This is a genomic window from Acinetobacter genomosp. 33YU (assembly GCF_001990725.1).
GTDB lineage: Bacteria > Pseudomonadota > Gammaproteobacteria > Pseudomonadales > Moraxellaceae > Acinetobacter > Acinetobacter seifertii.
Genome location: NZ_LFZQ01000001.1, coordinates 196397 through 218662 on the forward strand (window position 1 = coordinate 196397; position 22266 = coordinate 218662).

At 39.1% G+C, this 22266-nt stretch carries 22 protein-coding genes and 1 tRNA gene; 13 read left to right on the top strand and 10 right to left on the bottom strand.

The features are described 5' to 3' along the window. The first annotated feature begins 1 nt into the window (after nt 1). Nucleotides 2-565, top strand: a complete 564-nt coding sequence (locus AC056_RS00955; protein WP_077162461.1) for a hypothetical protein — start codon at nt 2-4, stop codon at nt 563-565. After that, on the top strand, nt 565-3804 hold the full coding sequence (locus tag AC056_RS19760) for a hypothetical protein (protein ID WP_228144345.1): 3240 nt from the start codon (nt 565-567) through the stop codon (nt 3802-3804). The genes AC056_RS00955 and AC056_RS19760 overlap by 1 nt, the downstream gene beginning before the upstream one ends. Nucleotides 3805-3840: 36 nt before the next feature. On the opposite strand, the gene AC056_RS19515 is transcribed toward AC056_RS19760, so the two are convergent. Beyond that, nucleotides 3841-3984 carry a hypothetical protein gene (locus AC056_RS19515; protein WP_167370365.1) on the bottom strand — a complete coding sequence of 48 codons (144 nt, stop codon included), beginning with the start codon at nt 3982-3984 and terminating at the stop codon, nt 3841-3843. 135 nt (nt 3985-4119) lie between these two features. On the opposite strand from AC056_RS19515, the gene AC056_RS00970 reads away from it, so the two are divergent. The 6 genes from AC056_RS00970 (at nt 4120) to AC056_RS19765 (ending at nt 9719) form a co-directional block, all read left to right on the top strand. Further along, nucleotides 4120-4455, top strand: coding sequence for a hypothetical protein (locus AC056_RS00970; RefSeq protein ID WP_077162462.1), 336 nt, complete (start codon nt 4120-4122; stop codon nt 4453-4455). Between the two features lie 3 nt (nt 4456-4458). After that, nucleotides 4459-6111 carry a phage terminase large subunit gene (gene terL, locus AC056_RS00975; RefSeq protein ID WP_077162463.1) on the top strand — a complete coding sequence of 551 codons (1653 nt, stop codon included), beginning with the start codon at nt 4459-4461 and terminating at the stop codon, nt 6109-6111. Nucleotides 6112-6122: 11 nt separating this feature from the next. Beyond that, nucleotides 6123-8402: a hypothetical protein gene (locus AC056_RS00980; RefSeq protein ID WP_077162464.1), complete on the top strand. Its 2280-nt coding sequence runs from the start codon at nt 6123-6125 to the stop codon at nt 8400-8402. Between the two features lie 76 nt (nt 8403-8478). Beyond that, nucleotides 8479-8853: a hypothetical protein gene (locus AC056_RS00985; RefSeq protein WP_077162465.1), complete on the top strand. Its 375-nt coding sequence runs from the start codon at nt 8479-8481 to the stop codon at nt 8851-8853. Next, entirely contained in the window at nt 8853-9395 is a 543-nt protein-coding gene (locus AC056_RS00990) for a glycoside hydrolase family 108 protein (protein ID WP_077162466.1), read from the top strand. Before AC056_RS00985 ends, AC056_RS00990 begins: the two co-directional genes overlap by 1 nt. Before the next feature lie 126 nt (nt 9396-9521). After that, a complete protein-coding gene (locus AC056_RS19765; protein WP_077162467.1) occupies nt 9522-9719 on the top strand; it encodes a hypothetical protein in 198 nt (65 codons plus the stop codon). Here AC056_RS19765 and AC056_RS01000 read toward each other — a convergent pair. Next, complete coding sequence (locus AC056_RS01000; RefSeq protein ID WP_077162468.1) at nt 9712-10956, bottom strand: tyrosine-type recombinase/integrase; 1245 nt, start codon at nt 10954-10956, stop codon at nt 9712-9714. The genes AC056_RS19765 and AC056_RS01000 overlap by 8 nt on opposite strands. A 166-nt stretch (nt 10957-11122) precedes the next feature. Beyond that, a tRNA-Arg gene (locus tag AC056_RS01005) sits at nt 11123-11198 on the bottom strand. Nucleotides 11199-11512: 314 nt separating this feature from the next. On the opposite strand from AC056_RS01005, the gene AC056_RS01010 reads away from it, so the two are divergent. Beyond that, nucleotides 11513-11767, top strand: a complete 255-nt coding sequence (locus AC056_RS01010) for a TIGR03643 family protein (RefSeq protein WP_049066178.1) — start codon at nt 11513-11515, stop codon at nt 11765-11767. A gap of 85 nt (nt 11768-11852) precedes the next feature. Here AC056_RS01010 and AC056_RS01015 read toward each other — a convergent pair whose 3' ends face one another. After that, entirely contained in the window at nt 11853-11993 is a 141-nt protein-coding gene (locus tag AC056_RS01015) for a DUF2256 domain-containing protein (protein WP_077162469.1), read from the bottom strand. Nucleotides 11994-11997: 4 nt separating this feature from the next. After that, complete coding sequence (locus AC056_RS01020) at nt 11998-13521, bottom strand: cryptochrome/photolyase family protein (protein WP_077162470.1); 1524 nt, start codon at nt 13519-13521, stop codon at nt 11998-12000. A gap of 288 nt (nt 13522-13809) precedes the next feature. On the opposite strand from AC056_RS01020, the gene nudC reads away from it, so the two are divergent. Next, entirely contained in the window at nt 13810-14589 is a 780-nt protein-coding gene (gene nudC, locus AC056_RS01025; RefSeq protein WP_077162471.1) for an NAD(+) diphosphatase, read from the top strand. A 96-nt stretch (nt 14590-14685) separates the two neighbouring features. Here nudC and AC056_RS01030 read toward each other — a convergent pair whose 3' ends face one another. Next, complete coding sequence (locus tag AC056_RS01030) at nt 14686-16041, bottom strand: amino acid permease (RefSeq protein WP_004705835.1); 1356 nt, start codon at nt 16039-16041, stop codon at nt 14686-14688. A gap of 379 nt (nt 16042-16420) precedes the next feature. Here AC056_RS01030 and prpF point away from each other — a divergent pair, with 379 nt between their 5' ends. The 3 genes from prpF (at nt 16421) to AC056_RS01045 (ending at nt 19108) form a co-directional block, all read left to right on the top strand. Beyond that, entirely contained in the window at nt 16421-17608 is a 1188-nt protein-coding gene (gene prpF, locus AC056_RS01035) for a 2-methylaconitate cis-trans isomerase PrpF (protein WP_077162472.1), read from the top strand. Between the two features lie 160 nt (nt 17609-17768). Next, complete coding sequence (locus tag AC056_RS01040) at nt 17769-18680, top strand: polyprenyl synthetase family protein (protein ID WP_000097114.1); 912 nt, start codon at nt 17769-17771, stop codon at nt 18678-18680. Between the two features lie 59 nt (nt 18681-18739). Beyond that, nucleotides 18740-19108 (top strand): MmcQ/YjbR family DNA-binding protein, encoded by a 369-nt coding sequence (locus AC056_RS01045; RefSeq protein WP_039250018.1) that lies wholly within the window; start codon nt 18740-18742, stop codon nt 19106-19108. Between the two features lie 69 nt (nt 19109-19177). On the opposite strand, the gene AC056_RS01050 is transcribed toward AC056_RS01045, so the two are convergent. From AC056_RS01050 to AC056_RS01065, 4 genes are all read right to left on the bottom strand, one after another. Further along, the gene (locus AC056_RS01050; RefSeq protein ID WP_004705838.1) at nt 19178-20032 is read right to left on the bottom strand and encodes an SPFH domain-containing protein; all 855 of its coding nucleotides are present in this window, start codon (nt 20030-20032) and stop codon (nt 19178-19180) included. A gap of 28 nt (nt 20033-20060) precedes the next feature. Continuing rightward, nucleotides 20061-20522, bottom strand: coding sequence for an NfeD family protein (locus AC056_RS01055; RefSeq protein ID WP_004705839.1), 462 nt, complete (start codon nt 20520-20522; stop codon nt 20061-20063). A gap of 105 nt (nt 20523-20627) precedes the next feature. Then, entirely contained in the window at nt 20628-21545 is a 918-nt protein-coding gene (locus tag AC056_RS01060; protein WP_004705841.1) for a patatin-like phospholipase family protein, read from the bottom strand. A 67-nt stretch (nt 21546-21612) separates the two neighbouring features. Continuing rightward, nucleotides 21613-22239 carry a lysophospholipid acyltransferase family protein gene (locus AC056_RS01065; protein ID WP_077162473.1) on the bottom strand — a complete coding sequence of 209 codons (627 nt, stop codon included), beginning with the start codon at nt 22237-22239 and terminating at the stop codon, nt 21613-21615. Nucleotides 22240-22266 lie beyond the last annotated feature (27 nt).

A 22266-nucleotide genomic window follows, 5' to 3' on the forward strand; every position in this document is an offset into this window, starting at 1 on the left:
TATGGCTTCTACAAATGTATCCGTCTGCAATCAAGCACTGAGCATGATTGGGGCAAAATCAATCATTTCTTTTGATGAGAATACAGAGAACGCACGGCGTTGTGCTTCTTTATACGATGCTACACGTAAAGCATTGCTACGCATGCATCCGTGGTCATTTGCTAAGCGCCGTGTACAGCTAGCGCCTATCTCAACTTATCCCTCATTTGGCTATCAAAATGCCTTTCCTTTGCCTAAAGACTTTTTGCGTGTATATGACGCCGCTCAGTTTGAATATGAGATTGAAGGGCGGCATATTCTAGCTAACACCAATGTGATTAATCTTGTCTACATTGCCGATGAACAAAATGAAGACATGTGGGATTCATTGTTTAGTGAATGCATGGCGCTCTATTTGGTTACTAAGCTTGCTAAGCCAATAACAGGTAGTAGTGCCGAAGGTGATAGTGCATGGCAAAAGCTCCAAAACATGCTTAAGCAGGCGCGAGCTATCAATGGTCAGGAACGCCCAGCACAAGACTTTGCAGCTGACTATTCCCCTCAATTGATGGGAGTGCGCTACTAATGAAGCAATATGTCATCAAAAATAATTTCAGTGCGGGCGAGCTTGCGCCAACTTTATACACTCGCACAGACATTCAGCAGTATGGAAATGGAGCAAAAAAATTACTTAATGTAATTCCACTGGTTGAAGGCGGGATCAGAAAAAGACCAGGCACGTTTTTTATTGATACCAGTGCTAATGCAGTACGCTTAATCCCTTTTGTTGTTAATTCAGACAAAGCATTTATGCTTATTTTGAAACCGCAATCTATCCAGATATTTAACCCAAGAACTAAAACAATCATAGCTACAGTAACAACACCTTATACGGCTGAACAAATACCCGAATTGCAGTTTGTGCAGTACCGTTATGAGATGTTTTTTACCCACAATAATGTGCCTGTTCAGCGTTTCCGTTGTTCTACAGATTTTAGTAATTGGGAGTTTAGTGAGTTTATTTATACCAATGCACCTACAGACTCAGAAAGCGCTAGAAGCCCTTTTAGAAAGGGGACTCCATCAGGTATTGAGGTTGGGTCGTTTGTATCCTTTACGCTTGATGGTATCAACGCTTGGGTTTCTACAACGACGTACCTTGTAGGAGACGTAATTAGTTATGGTAGTAAGCCATATCAAGCTATTAAAGAAGGTGCAAATCATCAGCCAGACATATCGCCAGATTACTGGGTAATAGTTCCGATTGAAACGGGTGGATTTGTCGCTAGTGATGTTGGTAGTTTTATCGATGTAAACAGTGGAATTATTAAAATTACAGAGTTTGTTGACTCAAATCGCATTAATGGTGAAGTACTTGTAAAGCTTGAATCAGACGTAATGGCAATTGAGCGTGCTTGGACTATTCTGCCACCAGCATTTAATAGTACAGACGGTTACCCACGTTGCTGCATGTACTTCAAACAACGTTTAGTCCTAGCTAATACCAAAAAAGCGCCTAATAAAATTTGGTTTAGCGCCGTTGGTGGGAATGCAAACTTTCTTGAAACAACTGATGATGGTGATGCGTTTAGTGTTGTGTCTGCTTCTGGTCTTGCCAATAGTATTTTATTTCTGGAAGCCCAACGTGGCGTGGTTTGCTTAACTTCTGGTGGTGAATATTTAGTTAGTAGTGACGGTGCACTAACCCCTACAACAGTAAATATTAATGAAAACTCTGCGATTGGTTCATATCCATTAACTCGACCTTGTCGTGTGGGTAACGAAATTCTATTCATTCAGCGCGGTGGTAGACGTTTACGTGCTCTCTCATATCGATATGAAGTTGATGGGCTTGTAGCCCCTGAAATTAGTGCACTGTCTTCACATATTGGAGAGTCGCATAGCGGAATTAATGAAGTATGTTATCAACAAGAACCTGAGAGCATTGTTTGGTGTGTCTTAGGTGATGGGAAGGTTGCTTCAATTACTTTTAACCGTGATCAAGAGGTTATTGCTTGGTCAAATCAAGACTTTGGCGGTGTTGTAAAAAGCATGTGCTCAGTGCCAACAGGTCTTGGTTCTGATCTCTGTTTTATGTTGATCAATCGCAATGGCACCAACTGTTTAGAACAAGTTTCATTTGACGCTTATTTGGATTCTCAACGCACTGCAACCATTGTGGATAACACTTTAAACAAGTCTTCTTTCTCATATTTACATGATCTAGCTGTAAATCAAATAGATGGTGAATCAATCTTCTATGTTGGTTTTACAGAAACAAATACCGAACTAAATTTCCAAGGCATGTCAGGTCTTTTAATGGATGCAGCTGCAAAAAAAGATTGGGAAAAAGGCATTGAAGCAAATAAAACCAATAGCAGCCGTAAACGCGCACAAACTATGTTTGATGAGTTCAGTGGCGGCAATTCTCCACAATCTCAAGTATTGGCAAACCTTGGCCTTGCATATCGCTCGATGAATGTTGCTTCAATGCTTGGCGGTACTACCATTGCATCGATTGCAGATCAAGCAACAATTGCCAAAACAGCAAGTGTGCATAACGTAGCTTACCGAAAGGCATTTGGCGGCCTGTTGGAGCAGCTTAACCCAGCTAATAAAGCAGATCGAGAACTTGCACATAGCTTAGGTCTGGCTACGGAGGAAATGTTAGGCTCTATTGCACGGTGGTCAGATGATGGTCTTACATCTACTTATGGGAAATCTGAAAAGTTAGCCCGTATTTCAAGTGGTGTTGCATCACAAGTTATGAGAGTTTCATTTCTGAATGCACTTACTGCAGCATCCAAAGTTGGCTTTACTAAGTTGCTTATGGAAAAGTACGGGCGTTTAAGCCGTTCTAAAGCTTGGAATGACCTAGATGTACAAGACCGTGAATTACTTTCAAATACTGGTTTAGATGAGCGTGCTTGGCAAGTTTTCCAGTTGGCTGAACCTGTTGTGGATCGTAAAGGCAATCAACTTATGTCGGCGCGTTCTATCTATGAAATTCCCGATGAAAAGTTAGCAGCGTTTGGTGACCCTAAACAAGTTAAAGATCAAGTAGCCTCACAACTACAAGCTCATTTACTTGATGAGCAGGGCATGGCAGTAATTGAAGCAGGCCTTCGGGAACGCACATGGATGACAGTTGGAGCTAAGGGCACTATCACAGGTGAGGTGTTTAAGGGCTTAACTCAGTTTAAATCTTTCTCAGCCTCATTTCTCATGCGTCAAGGCAGCCGCATGATTGCTCAAGAAGGCTTAAAAGGCAAGGCAGCATATGGCGTACCATTATTTGTGACTATGACGTTGTTAGGTGGATTAGTTGTACAGCTTCGAGAGTTGCTAAACGGCAATGATCCGCAAACGATTTATGATAGTAATGATCCAAAAAAGGCAGGAGGCTTCTTTATGCGTTCATTAGTTGCTGGTGGTGGACTACCTGTGCTTGGTGACATCCTAGTAGCTGGTACTGACACATCTGGGCGTGATGCAAACTCTTTTGTTTCTGGTCCACTTGGTAGTGATTTTTCAGCAGCACTAGGCTTAACAGTTGGGAACTTAACTCAATATAATGAAGGCAAGGATACCAATTTCGGCAATGAAGCTTTTAAGTTTGTGAAGGGTAAAATACCTGCACAAAACTTATGGTATACAAAAGCAGCCATTAACCGCATGGTATTTGACGAAATGCAAGATGCTATTGCACCAGGTTATCGAGAGAAAGCTCTACGTAAAGCAGAACGGCAACAAGACCGTGAACGTTTTTGGGGTGATGATATCAATGATATTAGAGCACCAAATTTTGAAAGGGTTGTGAAATAAAAAAAGGACTGCATTTGCAGTCCTTTTTTTTAATTCTTAATGTCCACCAGCACGACGGTCAGCAGCACGGTCACCACAAGATGAGCCATCTTTGGCAGACTGCCAACTATGATCACATGAACCAGCAAATGCGAAAGTTGTAGGAAGCGCTAAAAGGGTAATGATAATTAGTTTTTTCATGAAGTATCCATTGATTTATTAAGTTCAAAACGAGCAATTAGTATACTAATCAGGTTTATATATTGCTAATCTATTTTTACCCAACAAATCAAAACCTGATCCCCTTTATAAGTCATTTATATAGGGGGATTTTTTATGTCTAAAGAAAAGAAAGTAGGTCATTTAAAACCTGAAACAAAAGAGAAACTGGAACTTTGTCTAGAGATGGCCGCCTCAAGTTCAGTTGATTTAATCACTGAGGCTTACGGTCGGGATATTTTTGATAAGCAAGGCCGTGGTGATCTTGTATGGCTTTATAAAGGAGCTAAAGAAGCCCTCACATGCATGGAAAAGCTTAAGCGCATTCTTAACGATGATGAGCTTGCCGTAGGCGATCCTAATGATAGAAAGATCACGCCAGAAATGCAGGCGGCTGAATTATTGAAATCCGTAGCTGAAAAGCTAGAGGCACGCAAACAGCGTCCGAGTTAATTCATGATTAAGGTCGGCTTTGCTGCTTTCTATCTAGTTTATGCTGAAACATTAAACTGGGTTGTGCCTGATTTTCATTTAGACGTCTGTGACTTTCTAGAGGATTACGGCTCGCTCGGTTTATTGATGATGCCGCGTGGGCATGGGAAATCGACCATTCTTGATATTTATAATGCTTGGCGTCTATACAACAACCCAAACCATTTGATTTTACATCAAGGTGCTACTGATCCTGATGCGTATAAAGTTAGTCGGGGTACTGAGCAAGTCTTAGAACGGCACCCACTATGCCAACTTTTCAATATTAAAAAAGAACGTGGTGAAACACAAAAGTGGTGGGTAACTGGTTCAAATGATGTGCGTCATGGTTCTATTCATGCTCGCGGCATTATGTCTAACGTTACAGGTTCACGTGCAAACGAAATCCAAAATGATGATGTAGAAGTACCGGGAAACATTGGCACACCTGAAGCACGTGAAAAGCTTAGATACCGACTAGGCGAACAAACTTTTATTTTAATACCTGGTGGGCAAGAGCTTTATGTAGGTACGCCCCATACCCATGATTCACTCTATTCTGAAATCATGCTCAACCCAGATGCGAAGTGTCTTATTTTTCGCATGTTTGAAAAAGAGAAAAGATTTGAGCAAATTATTCAGGCAGTTGTTGATTTTAAACCTGTCTATATTTTTAGCGGCATTGGCCGTAAATCAAAACTTTTAATTGAGGGCCAAGACTACCAAGTTACTAAACAAGGTTCTGGTTACTTCATTACATTTGATGAATCACATTCTCTAATTGATATCTACAGCGAAGCATTATGGCCTGAGCGATTCACGCCGAAGGAAATGCAGAAGCGTCGTCGTAAGTGTCGAACGCTCAACGAATGGGATTCTCAGTATCAATTACATGCTAAGCCTGTGGGGGATGTGAGATTAAACCCAGACAAAATGATACCTTATAACTGTGAACCAGTTCTTACGCGTGCTAATGGCGTATGGCGAATGACCTTAGGCCAACGTCAAATCGTTGGTATTACTTGTTCATGGGACCCAAGTTCAGGCAAAACTAAGTCTGACGTTTCAGCAGTTGAGTTAGTCTTACATGATGATCTCGGTAATAAATATTGGCACCGATCAATTGAACTAACTGGCGAAGTTGTTAAAACAGATGAGCAGGGGAATATTATTGGCGGTCAAGTTTGGCAGCTATGTGACCTTATCGAAGAATTCAATATTCCAAAAATAACGATTGAGACTAATGGAATTGGAAACTTTGCGCCTGCGTCATTAAAAGGTGCCTTAAAGAAACGCCGTATCCGTTGTGGTATCACAGAACAGCACTCTACACAGTCTAAAAATAAACGCATTCTTGAGGGCTTAGAAGGGCCCTTAGTGTCTGGTATGTTGTGGGTTCATGTATCTGTAATTGACACAGAGGATGGTGAGAACACCTCTAAACAATATAAACAAATGCAACAATTCAACCCCGCGCTTTCAGATCAAGAAGATGACCATCTTGATTCACTCGCCCGTGCTATTACTGATTCGCCTGAACGAGTCGGAAAAATACACAGAACAACTGAATCAAATGAACGGCCTAATTGGAGAACAAACGGTGGAATTGTAGAAGCCACCTTAGATTTTAACGATTAGGGGTAGGCGCTATGGCAGTACCAGAACAAACGCCATATAAAGAATTTACGGCAAATGGAATAACTACAGTTTTCCCATTGGAGTTTGACGTTCTTGAGCAGGATCATTTAATTGTTCTTGTAAATGATACAGAGCCTGTTCTGGGGTCGTGGCATCTTGATTCAGTATATGATTCTGTAGTTTTCAATAAGGCACCTGAAGCAGGTTCCAAAATCAAAATTCGTCGAGACACGCCTATGTCTCGTTCTTCAGACTATAAAACTTATAATAACTCGCTTCGGCCAGAACCAGTCAATTTTGATTTTGATAATATCTGGCGAAAACTTCAAGAAATGGGCGTCCTTAACTGGATGGTCGAGAATAATGTTAAAGACTTGAACGAATATGTTGATAGCTTAAATGATGAGACTAAAGCTATTTTTCTTAAAATGATTCATGATCAGGGTACATCTTTAGAGCAGTTAGATGCTTACGTTGATAGTCTTTATAAAAAACTTGCCAATACAGCTGTTGAAAAGGGTTGGCTCGCTGAATTTATTGCTGATGGTGATGAGAATCAAAAACAAATCAATGATAAAAACATTCAAGAAGTTAGTAATGTTGACATGCTTAGGGCTTTAGCCGTTCGAAAGGACGGGCAACTTGTTCGCACAAACTGTCATACAAAAGAAGGTTTTGGCGGTGGTATCTATCGTTTTGAATTACTTTCAAGCAAAGTTGATAATAATGGTACATACATTGCATCAACTGCTGCAGCTGGTACATGGGTATTACAAGACAATTTGAAGTTTGAGCATTTCGGTGTAACTGATGATGATATTGATCAGTCAACAAGAGCGCAAAAATGCATAGATTATGCATTGGAAAATGCAATCACATGCTATGGTTTTGAGAAAGCCTTCAAATGTCGCATTGATAATACGCTAGTATTTAGTGCAGTCCCAAATCCTACTGACTGGGGGATGCCAACAGATCGCACAGAAGTGACGATGAATGGTACTAGTTTTGTGTCTTCAGTAAATAATTTAACATATATCCGCATTTTACGTGATCGTGTTGAATTTAAAGATACTTTGGCTGTTGATGGGAAAGGCTCAACTGGTCAGATTGGTATAGCATTAGGTTATGAAAAAACAGATGACCCGATGGACACATCTTTGCGTCGATCAGCATGTTTCATGGTTTTAAATGGGTATTTCCCTGCAAATATTGACATTGGTATTAAATCGAATATCCCGCGTTCAATTAACGGCTCTGCTTACGGTATGTATAACCACAAAGTATTCAATTTTGATGCTCGTCATGTGAATATTGGGTGGTACGCAGATAAAGGATTTGCTGATGATCCGGTTACAAACAAATTAACTCGTACACGTGTATTTGGATTTGGTCATATTGATGGCTCATGCTCCTTCTATATGTTGGCATGTGAATCTTTTAAATGCTATGGATACAGTGGCGAACACTTAAAACGTGATGATGCTCGTTTACCAGATGGCAAAGCAGTTGGCTGGTATTCTCCAGAAAAATCAAATCCAATTGACACTTATCAAAACTCTTATAACTATATCAGCGGTTTCATTGAACAATCATATCGAGAATATGTTAACCAAAGTCCTTTTTTCACGTGGGATGTTCAGAGTTGGTTTACGGAAACTTCAATTGATGGAGCTAAGCAAGGCGTTGCCGAACTTTCGCTTTCAAAAATGGGAATTGGCTCAAATGGTACATTCATTGAAAATAAATCTGTTAAAGATTTTCACTTTAAAAATGGCGGGTTTAGAACCGCAGTTGTGACAATTACATCAAATTCAGCAGCAAACGCATCATTACCCGATTTTTACAAAAATAAGGACTTCTACGGGAATGTGCAATGGTTGCCGATGGCAAACGATTTTGAAGATACTGGTTTACTTATATTAACTGATTTTTTCTATTCAGATGGTGGATTTAGACAGTTTGTTTCACAGTACAGGAATGGCGCATGGTCACCTTGGGGTGATTTATCTTACAAGTATGGTATCGGTAATAACGATATCTCTATCATAAATAAATCTTTAGATACTTTTAAGTTTGTCAGTGGTGGTGTTCGTTTTGCTCAAGTGACAATTACTGGAGAAGATGAAGTTTCTGGTCGTTCATGTCCGAACGGCAGTTATTTTTACGGAGCTATTCAATGGATACAGACAAATGAAATCGAAGGTAAGCAGATCGCTTATAGTACAGCACCCGGTTCGAATAGTAGTCGATCATATGTGAATGGCGCATGGACGAACTGGGTTGATCTTTAATACCCAACAAACCATTACGAGCCCTAGCTTTTAATAAGTTAGGGCTTTTTTATTGCCAATAATTTTAGAGGTTCACATGCAAGAAAATGCAATACCATGGGTTTTAAAAATATTTCCAGCAGTTATAGGGGCAATTCTTGCACTTGTTTTAAGTGGAGATATTGATAAAGAAGGGAAAATCAAAGTTTCAATGGGGGTTGTTACTAAATTCGCGTGTAGCGTGACAGTAAGCCTATATGGGGGTTCAGCATTCATAGAGCATTTTGAATATCTTGATCACTCAACAATGTTTCAAGGTTTCATTATGTTGATATTTGCGGTATTTGGCTTACTAGTAATTGGCATCATTTATCAGTCAATTGCATTACTCAAAGGAAAAAGCATGTCTGAAGTAATTGCAGAAGTAAAAGCAGCATTTGTTTCTATTATTGGTGGCAAAGGTGGTAACTAATGAACATTGATCAATATCTTGATGAGTTAATTAAGCGCGAAGGTGGTTATGTAAATAACCCTGCTGATCGTGGTGGTGCTACAAAATATGGGATCACTGAAGCTGTAGCACGTGCCAATGGTTACAAAGGCAGTATGAAAGATTTACCGCTTGAAACTGCAAAAGCCATTTATAAAAAACAGTATTGGACAGCTCCGCGTTTTGATCAAGTGAATGCTTTTAGTCCAGCAGTCGCTGAAGAACTTTTAGATACTGGTGTGAACTGTGGCACTGGATTTGCAAAGCCACTTTTACAACGAGCATTGAACTTATTAAACAATCAAGGTAAAGCCGGTTGGCCTGATTTAACAGTTGATGGGGTATATGGTCCAGCAACTTTAAATGGACTGAAAACCTATTTGGCGAAGCGTGGTAAAGAAGGTGAAAAAGTATTGGTTCGAGTTCTTAATATTATGCAAGGGCAACGCTATATTGAAATCTGTGAACGCAATCCCACGCAAGAGCAATTTTTTTACGGCTGGATCAATAACCGGATCGCATAAAGTTGTTAAGTGCAAACGTACCAAAGTTGCATCGATCATCACAATGCTGTGCCTCCTTTTCTCAGGTTGCACAGCTCACACAATTAAGAGTAATGTGAATGTCTCGATTTGTGTGAGAGCTTTGTGATGCAAGTCATGATCATGGTTTATGAAGCAGGGAGGGTTGAGCACACGTGCAACCTTCTTGCTGATCTAGATAAGAATAATGAAGTCACAAAACTTTATGACTTCAATGGGAATGAGTTAAAAATTAATTTCTTAAATAATGAAGTTTACTTCAATAAGACTTGGTGGCAGTTCACTAAGAAGCAATCTCCTACCTAGTCGGTAAAGTCTTGGCATAATCTGCTTTTATTTTATCGCAATAATCTGCCCAAGCCTGCATCATCTCTCTTCTTTTCTCTAAATGCTTAGTTCTGTTATATGCTCGACCATGCATATCTTTAACTTTGTGTGCTAATTGCTGCTCAATGATCTCAATAGGATAGTTGAGTACTTCCTCTAAAATGGTTCTGGCAGATGCCCGGAACCCATGCCCACAGACTTGCTCAGATGTATAGCCTAGTCTACGTAATGCTTGGTTAATTGTATTCTCTGACATTGGCTTATGTTTGCTAGTCATTGATGGAAAGACGTACTCACTTACACCATCGGGATCATAAGTCAGTTCTTTTATTTTCAGCAACAGCTCTTTAACTTGTCTTGGAATAGGTACAAGGTGTTGAACGCCAGTTTTATTTTTTGTTTTTGGTGGCGTATATCTCCAAAGATCAATTTCTAAGTCAATATCTGGCCACTTTGCATAACGTAACTCACCGGGGCGAACAAATACATAAGGAGCAATTTTTAAAGCAATTTGGGTTATGAACGTGCCTTCATAAAAATCGATGTCATAAAGTAGTTGAGCAAATTCATTCGATTCAGTTAGAGCTGATAAATGTTTTACCTTAGGTGTTTTTAAAACGCCTCTTAAATCTTGGGTTACGTCTCTCTCGCATCTACCAGTGGCAACACCATATCTCATGATTTGACCACATTTAACTTTAACCTTTTTCGCTGTTTCTAATTTTCCTTGTTTCTCATAAATGCGGCAGATACTTAAAACTTCTACTGGCGTAACTTTATCAATAGGTTTTTTCCCAATATTCGCGTTTATGACTTGAAGTAATCTTTTATGACCACGGATAGTTGATTCTGCAAAATCTTGTTTGCTTTCCCATTCTGCAGCGACAGCTCCAAAAGTATTTTTTTCGGAGTTTGCGTGTTCTTGTTCAACCCTTTTACGCTCAACATGCGGGTCTATATTTTGCGCTAGTAATGTTCTAGCCTCATCTCGTTTAGATCGAGCATCTGCAAGACTTACCTCTGGATATGATCCGAAACCAATGGTGTTTCTTTTTTTTGTATACGGGCGTGAATAATCAAAACGCCAAAACTTATTTTGGTTTTTATCAATAAGCAAATAGAGACCCGAACCGTCAGATAGTTTCAGGGATTTACCATTTTCTGATTTTGCTTTCTTTATCTTTGTATCAGTAAGTGGGACAACGGTTTTAGGCATTTTTGCGGTACCAGTTTTGCGGTATTTTATGAGGTACTGTAATAAGTACCGTAAAAAAACAAGAATTATCTCGGTCTATGTCGGACTATTAAAGACTATAAAAATTTAATAATCAATTGTAGACAAAGGGTTCCCGTACTATTTCGGACTACTGTGTAATTTAATTTGGTGCGCCCTGCGGGACTCGAACCCACGTCGGTCGCTTAGGAGGCAACTGCTCTATCCAGTTAAGCTAAGGGCGCATAATTTTATGATTATAAACAAAAAAGCTATTGCTAAGGCAATGGCTTTTGTCATGTTTTAGGTATTAAAAATTTTGTCATAGTGGTTAATAAAAAGTTAAACTACTCAAAGGTTTTAGAACTGTTTATGTCTTATATAAAAAAATAGAGTTTATAAAGCAAAAAAATCACAAAAAATTCATGTTTGCCTTTCTATGATCTGAAGCAAAACACGAAAACATTCAAGGCAAGCAATCGGGTAAGTGAAGCTATTTCAGAAAGGTTGTTTGTTAAAGAATCAGATTTGGTTACAGCATAATTTAAAAGGGCATAACATGAAAAAAATTGATGAACAGGACCTATCTAGAATTATTGAAATGGCATGGGAAGATCGAACCCCATTTGAAGCAATTGAGCGAGAGTATGGCTTAGGTGAAAGTGAAGTTATTCGTTTAATGAGATACAACTTAAAATCGAGCAGTTTTAAACTCTGGCGCAAGCGTATGGCAGGGCGTAAAACCAAGCATCAGCAATTACGTTCACCAGAAGTTGAAAGAGCTTACTGTTCTCGTCAGTATAAATATGCTTAAGACCATCACATATAATCAATTGAAAGACAACTGATTCAACAATGAAGAGTAGTGTTGAATCAGTTAAAACAATCGCGTGAAATATTTACTTATTTGAGCGGGCTTGTCGTTTACATCTTTCAGAGCAATATTTTACTTCTTCCCAGCAACGCTCCCATTTCTTTCGCCAGTCAAAAGGGCGTTGACAATAGACACATATTTTCTGGGGTAGATGCTGTTTTTTCATGATCTTAAAGCTCATCAAGTTGATGAATAAGTAACTTTGCATGCTGCATGACAGAAGCTTTATCTTTCATACGATCAAGGTTTTTATAGACCATCGCCATTCTGGGATTTTGACGAAATATGGCCTCATGCTGGCTCATAAAATACCAATACAAGCTGTTAAATGGGCAACTGTCTGGTTCAGTTTTGGTTTTGACGTTATATGTACAGTGCTGACAGTAATTTGACATTTTATGTATGTAATTACCTGATGCAGCATAGGGTTTACTTGCCATGATGCCACCATCTGCATACATGGCCATGCCTAATGTATTCGGTAATTCGACCCATTCATAAGCATCTACATAGACTGCTAAATACCATTCGCAAATTTCTGATGGATTTACACCTGCTAAAAGCGCAAAGTTGCCTGTAATCATTAAACGCTGAATATGGTGGGCATAGCCATGTTGAAAGGTATTTCTGAAACACTCGGCCATACATGCCATTTTTGTATCACCCGTCCAGTAAAATTGTGGCAGCGGCGTGCTGGCATGAAGGGTATTTTGATCGCTATAGTCAGGCATAGACAACCAATAGATTCCACGCACATATTCCCGCCATCCTAAAATCTGACGAATAAATCCTTCTACTGCATTTAAGGGAGCCTGTCCGTTGTAATAAGCTGTTTGGGCAGCGTCACATACCTCTTTTGGTAATAACAATCCACAATTTAAATAAGGCGAGAGCAGGCTATGAAACATAAAGTCTGAACCATAAACCATAGCATCTTGATAATCGCCAAAGTGGGGCAAGCTGTTAGAAATAAAATGGTCTAAAGCAAGTAAGGCATTTTGACGGGTTGTTGCCCATTGAAAGGAATCGATATTGCCGATATGTTGAGAAAATTCTTTCTTGACCAGTTGAATAACATCTATATCAATTTGATCATGCTCAAAGGTTAATTTTGGTGGCAAAGGTGGATTGCCTGACCACGCTTTTCGATTGGCTTGATCAAAGTTCCATTGCCCGCCTACGGGTTGTTGGTCATGCATTAAATAGTGAGTTTGCTTGCGCATTTCTCGGTAAAAGTATTCCATCCTTAGCGTTTTATATTTGTTTGCCCATTGCTTGAATTGTTCTACGGTACAAAAGAAACGATCATCTTTTAAACAAATAACAGGTAGTTTTAGTGAGTTAGACCATGAAGTATCGATTTCATGCTGTAAGCGATACTCACCACATTGGGTAACGATGAGAGTATTTGCCGAGAAGTGTTGTTGCTGCAAAGCAATAAAGTCGACTAACTTTTTTATATGACTTTCGCGCTTAAATGTGTGATAACGGATTTTCCAGCCCTGTGCTTTTAATTCTTTTGCAAAGTGTCGCATTGCACTAAAAATCAGCGCTATTTTTTGTGGATGATGAGCAACATAAGATGTTTCCTCAAGTACTTCAGCCATCAAAATAATGTCTTCATTCCGGTTTAAATACTTGAGCGTTGCGAGTTGGTGATTTAATTGATCACCCAGAATTAAACCAAATCGCATATTTTTGCTTCATGAGATGGAACTAAAACTAGTCTAAATTTTCAGAGATCAATTTTATGTGAAGCAGTGCTTCTAAGTTCATCACTGGTCAGTTAGCTATAAAGTCATAGATATAACTTAAAAGCATAGCATGCGTGAATAAAATGTGATTTTAATCAAAAAGATACAAATTAAATAAATTGAAGATGTTTGCCAGTATGCGTAAGATTTTTGAAAAATATGTTTTAAGTCTGATCCTTTTGAAGAAGCTATAGAGGCCGTCGAAAGGTTCTTCACTCGAGTATATAAATGGATACCAACAACCTTCCTATTGCTTATATTTTTCAGCAACAACAACTTTTGGTTGATGCGAATTTTAATTTGCCTTGCCTTAAACAGCAGGAACATGATTTACATATACAAGCAGACCCTCAAGTAATAGCAAGAGATTTCCAAGAAGGTGAACCTATACCAAATGGATATCAGTTCATACCTATTCGCCAACTCTTACAATATTGGACTAAACCGCAGTTTGAACAGGCGAGTCGTGCTTTTCAGTTACTAGAGTGGCGTCGTAATCATCAGTTTTGTAGCCGTTGTGGGCATAAAACCCAGCAGCATAAGACTGAATATTCTATGACTTGTCCAGCATGTAGTTTTAGTCAATATCCTAGAGTTAACCCTTGTGTGATTACTATTATTACACGTGGAGAGAACGAGATTTTGCTGGCTAAAAATGCCAGAAATACAACCCAGATGTACAGTTTAATCGCTGGCTTTGTCGAGGTAGGAGAAACACTAGAAGATGCCGTTCGACGTGAAACATTAGAAGAAGTTGGATTGCACATTAAGAATATTCAGTATTTGGCGAGTCAACCATGGCCATTTCCGAGTAACTTAATGTTGGCTTTTAAAGCTGAATATGAAGCGGGCGAAATTGAAATTCAGGAGAAAGAACTGAGTGATGCTCAGTTTTTCAAACTTGATCAATTACCTGAAATTCCATTTAAAGGCAGTATTGCGTATGCAATGATTATGCATGTTATTCATGGCACACCTGTGGCTGATGATACGAAACAGTGGCTCTAAAAGACATTCAAATATGGTTTTAATCTTAGAGCCTTAAATAAAAAAGCCATTGTCGAGACAATGGCTTTTTTCATGTTTTAAGTACAAATATTCAGATTATTGTTCTTTAGCATTGAGTACTTTAAACAAAATAAACATAAGAACAATCCAGATCGGAATCATCATTACAGACTCTTTAAAGCCTTGACTCCACATAATGTAGAGTACAACAGCAATGAAACCTAAAACCAAATAGTTACTAAATGGTGCCCAAAGTGCAGGGAAGTGAGTTTTTTGACCGAGTTTTTTCATTGCTGATTTAAACTTAAGGTGAGTCATACTGATCATCGCCCAGTTCAATACCAATGCGCCAACTACAATGTACATTAAGTGGCTTAAAGCATCTTCAGGTACAAAGTAATTTAAAAGAACACAGCCAAAAATAAGTAATGCAGACAACAAAACTGCTGGTACAGGTACACCTTGTTTGTTTACTTTCTTGAAAATTTTTGGCGCATTACCTTGTTGAGCTAAACCGTAAAGCATACGGCTATTGGCAAACATCCCGCTGTTATAAACAGAGAGGGCAGCGGTTAAAATAATAAAGTTAAGTAAGTGTGCAGCCCAACCAATACCCATTTGACTAAAGATCATAACAAATGGACTTTTATCGAGACCGCCAAGATCTAATTGGTTCCAAGGCACTAATGAAAGTAAAATTGCCAATGAACCGATATAGAAAATCAAGATACGGAAAACAACTTGGTTAATTGCTTTTGGAATGGTTTTTTTCGGATCTTTTGCTTCTGCCGCAGCCATACCAATCAGTTCAATACCACCAAAGGCGAACATCAAGAAAGCCAACATGTAGAACAGGCCACTAAAGCCATTTGGAAAGAATCCACCATGTGTCCAAAGGTTGCTAAATGAAATGCTTGAACCTACATCTGCTGTAAATAGCAAGTAAAGTCCAAAAATAATCATTGAGATAACTGCAACAACTTTAATAATAGCGAGCCAGAATTCGGACTCACCATAAAATTTGACGTTTGTTAGGTTAATTGCCGTAATCACGACAAAGAAAAATAAGACAGACGTCCACGCTGGAATATGAGGCCACCAATAATTAATATATTTGGCTACCGCAGTAAGTTCGCTCATCGCGACCAGAACGTAGAGTATCCAATAATTCCATCCAGCTAAAAATCCGGGAAATTTCCCCCAATATTTATAAGCAAAATGGCTGAACGATCCTGCAACAGGTTCTTCAACAATCATTTCTCCCAAATGACGCATAATCAAAAATGCGATTAAGCCGCCAATGGCATATCCTAAAATAATGGATGGTCCCGCAGATTGAATCACTTGCGCCGAGCCTAAAAATAATCCGGTACCAATTGCTCCACCCATAGCAATTAATTGGATATGTCGATTTTTTAGTCCTCGTTGCAGTGTAGAAGATTCGTTGGTCAAAGGTCTTCACTCACTATGAATAAGTAAATTATTCTAATAGATGGATTTATTTTAGCCTAGACTACAAATTAACAAGCGGTGACTGAAAAGTAACACTAAAAAATATTTAAAATCATTAACTTGCTTTTAATAATGCAAAAATGATTGAAAAACATTCTAAAAATATATTTTTTGATAGACTCTTTTTTTCATGATTTTGCTTAATTCGGTCATTGCGAGCATGAATCTAAATTCTCAGAATAAGTCTGCGTCAATACGATTGATGTATAAAAGCATAACGCTATCTCTAGATCACAAAACGATTTAAGATGAAGCGAATGACTAAACAAGTCTGTTTGTTTCGAGATATAAAAACACAATAGTAAGGATAACAGTTGATATGAGCTCAGTACCGCAAATTAAAATTCCAGCAACCTATATGCGTGGTGGAACCAGTAAAGGTGTATTTTTTAAACTTGATGATTTGCCGGAAAGAGCTCAGGTGGCAGGTCAAGCAAGAGATCAACTCTTACTACGTGTCATTGGTAGCCCAGATCCTTATGGAAAGCAAATTGATGGAATGGGTGGAGCGACTTCAAGTACCAGTAAAACTGTTATTTTGGCTAAAAGTACCCAGCCAGATCATGATGTCGACTATTTGTTTGGACAGGTTTCAATAGATCAGCCTTTTGTGGACTGGAGCGGTAACTGCGGTAATTTAACTGCTGCGGTTGGCTCATTTGCGATTTCAAATGGTTTGGTTGATGCAGATCGTATTCCCGAAAATGGCCTCTGTACTGTTCGAATTTGGCAAAAAAATATTCAAAAAACCATTATTGCGCATGTACCTATCACCAATGGTCAAGTTCAAGAAACTGGTGACTTCGAACTGGATGGAGTGACTTTCCCTGCTGCTGAAGTTCAAATTGAGTTTTTAGACCCAGCCGATGATGGTGAAGAGGGCGGTGATATGTTCCCGACAGGAAATGTGGTCGACAAACTAGATGTACCTGAGATTGGCAGTTTTCAAGCAACATTTATTAATGCAGGTATTCCAACCATTTTCTTAAATGCAGAAGATCTGGGTTATCAAGGTACAGAGTTGCAAGATCATATTAATAGTGATGCAGCAGCATTGGCACGTTTTGAAAAAATCCGTGCATATGGTGCTGTGCAAATGGGGTTAATTAAAGATATTTCAGAAGCAGCTGCGCGTCAGCACACACCAAAAATTGCTTTTGTTTCTAAACCGAAAAACTACACGGCATCTAGTGGTAAGTCCGTTTCAGAAAACGATGTTGACTTACTGGTTCGTGCTTTGTCGATGGGTAAACTTCACCATGCCATGATGGGCACAGCAGCAGTAGCAATTGGTACGGCTGCTGCCATTCCGGGTACATTGGTAAATTTAGCAGCTGGTGGTGGCGAGCGTGAAGCAGTGCGTTTTGGACATCCTTCTGGAACATTACGTGTTGGTGCTCAAGCTGAACTTGCAAATGGCCAATGGGTGGTAAAAAAAGCCATTATGAGCCGTAGTGCACGTGTCTTAATGGAAGGCTGGGTTCGAGTTCCGGGCGACAGTTTCTAAAAGTTATTTAAATGAAAGAGCCTCTCTACTATAGAGAGGCTCTTTTGCATGTGGCATCCATAACACATCACGCACTTTTTACAGCGAATCGTGTATGATGTAGTACACGAATGTTTCATAACATTTAATAAAATTTCTCTACTGATTTTACGAGGCGACTGTGTCATCACTCTCTCAAGTTAATGCGGATGTTTTAAAACAAGCTCAACAACGTATTCAACAAGATTTATTGACAACACTCGCTGCATTTTCAATTCCTGAACCTTTAAAAAGCGCAGTACACCATGCAGTTATGCTTGGTGGAAAACGTGTTCGTCCAGCTTTATGCTACGCCACAGCTTCTTTACAAGATAATCCAAATTTTGCTGCGGCTCGCCGTGCTGCAGTTGCAGTTGAACTTATTCATTGTTACTCGCTAGCGCATGATGACTTGCCTTGTATGGACAATGACTTGCTTCGTCGTGGTCAGCCAACGTGTCATGTAGCATTTGGTGAAGATACCGCTTTACTTGCAGGCGATATTTTACAATCAATGGCTTTTGAGGTTTTAGGTAGCCGTTTGTTTGATGAACAAGGGCAGGGAACTGATGCTGCAATTGTCTTAAAGCAAATTCAAATTTTAGCAACAGCCAGCTCTAAAATGGTTTGTGGACAGGTGTTAGACCTACAAGCTGAAGCTAAGCAAATTTCTCAAGATGAACTAGAAAATATCCATCGTAATAAAACGGGTGCGCTTATTCAGGCTGCCATTATGATGGGGGCAGTGACAATTTTCTCTGGAACAGATCAGGCAATTCCGAAATTGCGCCAATATGGACAAGCAATTGGACTGGCTTTTCAGGTGCAAGATGATATCTTGGACATTACCTCAAGCACTGAAACTTTAGGTAAAACTGCGGGTAAGGATGAACAAGTACAAAAGTCGACTTATCCTGCTTTAATGGGCCTTGAGCAAGCACAGGTTTATGCAAAAGAGTTGCATGACCAAGCTTTTGAGGCTTTAGCGCATTTTGGTGAAAATGCAAAAGAGTTAGTTGAGATTTCACAATTCCTTTTAGCCCGTACCAACTAATATAAAATCAAATTAATAATCCTGCTTGTATTCATATTGAATGAATAAAGGAGATAAGAGTGAATGGTGATCAGCTCCATCAAGTTGCAATAGAGATTGCGCGTAATCTTCCTTTTAGTGAGCAAAGCCAACCCTTTGGTCCAGAATGCGACGTCTTTAAAATTTTAGAAAAGGTGTTTTTATTAGTAGGGGAAGGAACGGGCACAAAAATGATTACTGTTAAATGTGATCCATATAAAAGTCAGGAATATCAGGAGCTTTATCCTTTTATTATTCCGGGGTATCACATGAATAAAAAACACTGGATCTCTATTAATCCGCATAAAAACTTAACACGTGATTTACTTCAAGATTTGATTCGCGATTCTTATGACTTGGTTGTAAAAAAGCTCCCTTTGAAAGATCAGAAAAGATTAAACAACCAATAATACTCAATATAAAAACGGCGACTTGATGGTCGCCGTTTGTATTTCAATGACTTATTTGAAGCAATTAAATTAATTATGCTTTCCCATAATGCCACGAATTGTATTTAAAACATCGGCAGGTAACACAACAGTTTTGGCATTGCTTGATTTCGCCATCTCTTGCATTGCTTTAACATATTGTTCACCTAACAGGTAAGCAACAGGTGTTTCTTTATCACCCACTGCGCTTGTTACCATTTCAATCGCTTTTTGAGATGCTTCTGCTAAGACAACTTGTGCTTCTGCATCACGGCGGGATGCTTCTAAGCGACCATCAGCTTCTAAAATAGCAGCTTGTTTCTCACCGTCAGCTCTAGTCACTGTAGCACGACGTTGACGTTCAGCAGCAGCTTGAGCTTCCATGGCAGCTTGCATGGTTGAAGATGGCTGAATGTCTTGAATTTCTACAGTTTTTAAAGTGATACCCCAATCCGAAATATCATCAGAAATCGCAGCTTTGAGCTTAGCTTTAATATGATCTCGTGAAGACAGTGCATCATCTAGATCCATTTCACCAACAATAGAACGTAGTGAAGTCTGTACAAGGTTTTGAATGGCCCATGTATAGTTTTCAATACCGTAGACTGCTTTTTCAGGAGTAGTCAAATTGATATACGCTACTGCATTCATAAGTAATACAGCATTATCACGGGTAATCACTTCTTGAGATGGAATATCAAGCACAATATCTTTAGTGGTGACTTTATATGCCACTTCGTCAATATAAGGAATAACGAAGTTAAGCCCCGGATTAAGCGTAGAATGATATTTGCCTAAACGCTGAACAATCCATTTATAACCTTGAGGAACAATACGTACCCCTTTAAAAATGGTAACTGCAACAAAAGCCAAAAAGGCTAAAACAATAATGGTACCAACTGGCATGAAAATAACCTCTCTTTATCTTTAATGTTTATGAAGTACTGTGGGGCTGAACAATTAAGTCATTACCCGAAATATCAATGACTCGAACTCGATCACCGACTTTCACAGGGGTAGTGCTTCGACAGTTCCATTCATCGGCTCCTAAAATAGGCATAGGGAAACGAACAATAATTTGGTCATGGGCGAGTTCGGTTTGAATCACCATACCAATTTGCCCAATGGTGGCTTCACGAGGTAAACCCGCTTTAGTTTTATCAATCGACAATGGTTTAATAAATTTGAACCAAAGAATAGTGCACAGCACCGATAAAATAATCCACAATACAATTTGTGTTGTGAGGCTAATATCTGGAAATAGCCAATAGAGAAAGCAAACCATAATGGCTGCAATACCAAACCAGAGAGCGGCAAAAGCAGGGATAATCAGCTCAGAAAGAATAAGTAAGATACCCAATACAAACCAGTGCCAAGGTTCTACAACAAACTCCATAGATCTGCTCTTTTATATATCTTTATGATGGGTAAAAGTGATCTCATATCACTTTTACCACTGTAGCAGATGATGGTAGGTGTGGATAGAAAAAAACCACCTCAATTAAAATTTAGGACGTGGTGCTGGCTTAAATGCGGCAGGAGATTTTTTGAAATTCGCAATTGCAGTTTCAATTTGACGAATTTGACCTTGAGCAGCTTTCTCACCCTCTAAAATAGCCTCATTGCTTGATTTTAAATCGAGTGTACCTAGGTGTCCGACTTTAGGTTGGATGACTACGTTTGCTAGCTTTAACTCTTCATTAATACTTTGTTGACCCATAATATTAATGGTTTGATCAAGTAATCCCCACATATTTGCTGGGCGATTTCCTGCTGGACGTGCTGAAATATCAACCGCAATCACAATATCTGCACCCATATCACGTGCTGTTTTTACAGGAATTGGGCTAACTAATCCGCCATCTACATATTTTTGATTACCAATAGTTGCAGGTACAAATACGTTTGGAATACTACAAGATGCGCGTACGGCTTGACCTGCATTACCTTTAATGAAATCAGCTTTTTGACCATTATCAAGGCGAGTTGCTACCGCGGCAAAACGAATTGGGAACTTCTCAATCGGCTTGTTCCCCACGTTACGGTTCACATAGTCTTGTAGCTTTTGCCCAAGAATAATACCTTGGCGATTAAGCGTTAAATCACGAATATCAGATTCTTGCAGTTTAAGTGCAAGATTTTGGAGCTGATAAGGTGTTTGTCCGCTGGCATAGATACTTCCTACAAAACTGCCGGCACTTGTACCCGTAACAATTTTAGGCTTAATACCATGTGATTCTAAAACCTTGATAACACCAATATGTGAAAATCCTTTTGCTCCACCGCCACCTAAGGCAAGTGCGATTACTGGTTCGCGTGCTTTAACTGAAGTGGTCGGTGTTGGTGTTTTGCTGAACTTATCACAGCCGAATAGGGCTAAAGAGATAAATCCGATACTGGCAAATTGAGCAATTTTCATCTTTAAAAAACAATCTATGGCAAGATAAATTAAGATGGCTCATCAGACCAGATTCGTTCAATTTTTGCTAGGTTTTTTTCACAAGATTTTGTAAAGGCTCCGCAAGCCAATTACGATTTTTCGGTGACATTTTTCCTTTATAACGCTCAAAAATCTTTTGTAGATCTTCATCATAGTTACCACTAGGATTTAAGTGTCCTAGGCAGTGAATAGTTTTACGATCATAATCAAAAGAAAACATCACAATCGGAATATTGGCTTTTGCAGCAATATGATAAAAACCACTCTTCATTTTTTTTGCTTTCTTACGTGTGCCTTCAGGTGCCATGCCAATCCAAATTTTGTCATAGTCTTGAATCGTGGCAACAACTTGTTCCGTCAGTCCATTGGCTGAGTCACGTTTTACAGGAATAACACCTGCCCAATCTAGAGCGCGTTTAAACGGTGGCTTAAATAGACTGTCTTTGCCTAGTACCGTAATTTGAATACCCAATCCAAAAATGGCAAGAAAACCATACCAGCCATCAATATTAGATGTATGGGGAGAAATGATAGCTACTGCTTTAGGAAAGTTGGGTACTTCACCTTCTATAGTCCAACCTTGAGCCAAAAAAAGTTTCTTAAATAATGCTCGACTTAAAGCATTACCACGTTGAGGTACCTCTGGAGGGAGGGTAGGGAAATGTTGTTCCATATTTTTAAGTTTTAAATCATCCTTTGT

Excerpts from the sequence above, each read along its gene's own strand:
- AC056_RS01020 (WP_077162470.1), bottom strand. The coding sequence starts at position 13,521 with ATGCGATTTGGTTTAATTCTGGGTGATCAATTAAATCACCAACTCGCA.
- AC056_RS00985 (WP_077162465.1), top strand. The coding sequence starts at position 8,479 with ATGCAAGAAAATGCAATACCATGGGTTTTAAAAATATTTCCAGCAGTT.
- AC056_RS19760 (WP_228144345.1), top strand. The coding sequence starts at position 565 with ATGAAGCAATATGTCATCAAAAATAATTTCAGTGCGGGCGAGCTTGCG.
- AC056_RS01060 (WP_004705841.1), bottom strand. The coding sequence starts at position 21,545 with ATGAAAATTGCTCAATTTGCCAGTATCGGATTTATCTCTTTAGCCCTA.
- terL (WP_077162463.1), top strand. The coding sequence starts at position 4,459 with ATGATTAAGGTCGGCTTTGCTGCTTTCTATCTAGTTTATGCTGAAACA.
- AC056_RS01015 (WP_077162469.1), bottom strand. The coding sequence starts at position 11,993 with ATGAAAAAACAGCATCTACCCCAGAAAATATGTGTCTATTGTCAACGC.
- AC056_RS19515 (WP_167370365.1), bottom strand. The coding sequence starts at position 3,984 with ATGAAAAAACTAATTATCATTACCCTTTTAGCGCTTCCTACAACTTTC.
- AC056_RS00955 (WP_077162461.1), top strand. The coding sequence starts at position 2 with ATGGCTTCTACAAATGTATCCGTCTGCAATCAAGCACTGAGCATGATT.
- AC056_RS01055 (WP_004705839.1), bottom strand. The coding sequence starts at position 20,522 with ATGGAGTTTGTTGTAGAACCTTGGCACTGGTTTGTATTGGGTATCTTA.
- AC056_RS01010 (WP_049066178.1), top strand. The coding sequence starts at position 11,513 with ATGAAAAAAATTGATGAACAGGACCTATCTAGAATTATTGAAATGGCA.
- AC056_RS19765 (WP_077162467.1), top strand. The coding sequence starts at position 9,522 with ATGCAAGTCATGATCATGGTTTATGAAGCAGGGAGGGTTGAGCACACG.
- prpF (WP_077162472.1), top strand. The coding sequence starts at position 16,421 with ATGAGCTCAGTACCGCAAATTAAAATTCCAGCAACCTATATGCGTGGT.
- AC056_RS01065 (WP_077162473.1), bottom strand. The coding sequence starts at position 22,239 with ATGGAACAACATTTCCCTACCCTCCCTCCAGAGGTACCTCAACGTGGT.
- AC056_RS01000 (WP_077162468.1), bottom strand. The coding sequence starts at position 10,956 with ATGCCTAAAACCGTTGTCCCACTTACTGATACAAAGATAAAGAAAGCA.
- AC056_RS00970 (WP_077162462.1), top strand. The coding sequence starts at position 4,120 with ATGTCTAAAGAAAAGAAAGTAGGTCATTTAAAACCTGAAACAAAAGAG.
- AC056_RS00990 (WP_077162466.1), top strand. The coding sequence starts at position 8,853 with ATGAACATTGATCAATATCTTGATGAGTTAATTAAGCGCGAAGGTGGT.
- AC056_RS01050 (WP_004705838.1), bottom strand. The coding sequence starts at position 20,032 with ATGCCAGTTGGTACCATTATTGTTTTAGCCTTTTTGGCTTTTGTTGCA.
- AC056_RS00980 (WP_077162464.1), top strand. The coding sequence starts at position 6,123 with ATGGCAGTACCAGAACAAACGCCATATAAAGAATTTACGGCAAATGGA.
- nudC (WP_077162471.1), top strand. The coding sequence starts at position 13,810 with ATGGATACCAACAACCTTCCTATTGCTTATATTTTTCAGCAACAACAA.